1 protein-coding gene and 1 pseudogene are annotated in these 1617 nt (G+C 64.0%); both read right to left on the bottom strand.

The genetic code is table 11. The features are described from left to right. Positions 1-171: 171 nt before the first annotated feature. Positions 172-1224, bottom strand: a complete 1053-nt coding sequence (locus tag G4G00_RS21670; RefSeq protein ID WP_164276619.1) for a phage major capsid protein, P2 family — start codon at positions 1222-1224, stop codon at positions 172-174. Between the two features lie 33 nt (positions 1225-1257). Continuing rightward, positions 1258-1617: pseudogene (locus G4G00_RS21665) on the bottom strand (phage capsid protein); the annotation flags it as partial.

The raw sequence follows: 1617 nt of genomic DNA, 5'->3' as shown, positions 1-1617 counted from the left end.
AGCTGTGCTTTGCCCTGCGCGGACTGAATCTGTTTCAGGCGCGCCTGGTCATGGGCCAACTGCTGGCGCATTTGGGCATGGATGGGGGTACCCTCCAGTGGATTGCCAGCTGCGGCGCGGGCGGCCGCCTGGGCGGCCTCCACACGCTGCAGGTGGCGCTTGGCCGGACTGTCAGCCATTGCCCGGCTCCGGTTCGGCCGGCGCATCGCCGCTGCGGATATTCTCAACCACCGCGCCTCGGCCGTAGTCTTCGACCACGTAGGCATCATTGGACGACTCGAAGTTGGCGATTCGATTCTTGTTGGGCTGCTCCTGGATGTAGCGTCGGCGTCCGCCGATCTGCCAATAAAGCGACAGGTTATCCAGCGACGTGACCATCAGTGCGTTGGCCGGGAAGAACGGCGCAATGACCGGACGCAGCCCACCGATGCGCTTGTTGCCCAGCACCAGGTCAGCGGCCAGCTGCTCGGTGGGCGCGTTGTCCTGGTCGATGATCGGGAAATACTTGTCATGCACCAGCTCGCGGCCCAACACCACCACCAGGCCGGTGTCATCCTGGTGCCACGGATCGATGAGAGTGGATACCACGTCCAGCACCAGCGCATCGAGATTGCAAAAATCGCGCGTGTTCTTGTCCTCGCCGCCGATCTGCACCACGCCCGCCGTCTTGCCGCCGGTCATCACGCGCTTGGGCGCATCCTCTCGATACTTCTGCAGCCAGCCCTTGTTAACGTCCTGCAGCAGCGGGTTGGCCGCCCGGTCGGTGGTGGCCGCAGCCGAGGTGCCATGGAAGCCGATCATGATTCGGTCCAGTGCCTGGCGCTGGGTGATCGCGTTGCGCAGCAGCGTCTGGAAGTTCTTCTGCCGCGCCCACGCATCCAGTCGTGCATAGGGAATAGCCGTGTCGAAGTTGGTCTGGATGCACTCATAGCCAGTGCTGTCCAGTGCAGTGACGTCGGCCGGGACGCGCTCGCCCGTGCCGCTGGTATCGGTGCGGCCGGCCACGGTGCTATTGACACCCACGCCGATCTTCTCGCCCTTCAGGTCCAGCACGCCGGGCATGTTGATGGCCGACAGGAAAGCGCTGCTCTCCTGAATTCGTTGTTCCATCGTCTGCTGCACCGACGGGTTCACGGAGAAGGATTGCAGAGACGACTCAACGTTGTTGAGCTCGGCTACGCGGCGGGTGAACTGATTGAATTGGAGACGGGTTTCAGTACGCATGTGGGGTCCGGAATGAAGGAGTAGGCGAGGGGATCAGCAGTCGGTGACGTCATCGGCGCCCACGCCAGGCCCGGTGACCGGCGGGCGTGCGGTGAAGGCCTGCGGGGTGTCATCCAGGGTCTTGCGCAGGCCGGCCACTTGCGTCGACAGCGATTGCACGCGAGCACTCAGATTTCGGTTCTCTTCGTTGAGCTGTTCCATGCGGTGCTCGTGCTGCGCAAAAGCCTCACTCAACTGCTGGCCCAAGGCGGCCAGTTGCGCGGCAGGGTCGGATTCTGGTGCCGGCTCAGGCGCCGGCGCCGGCTTGCCCAGGCCCAGGCCCGCGAAGATCTGGGTGACCAGGTTCTTGCGCGGCGCAGCCGGGGCGGTGTCCTCAAAGTCAATCTGCACTTC

The organism is Stenotrophomonas sp. B1-1 (genome assembly GCF_010894375.1).
Lineage (GTDB): Bacteria > Pseudomonadota > Gammaproteobacteria > Xanthomonadales > Xanthomonadaceae > Stenotrophomonas.
The sequence above is the reverse complement of the archived record's forward strand: the minus strand, read 5'-3'. Positions and strand labels throughout refer to the sequence as shown.

Bases quoted from the DNA above. Each gene is read 5' to 3' on its own strand.
- G4G00_RS21670 (WP_164276619.1), bottom strand. From the start codon at position 1,224: ATGCGTACTGAAACCCGTCTCCAATTCAATCAGTTCACCCGCCGCGTA.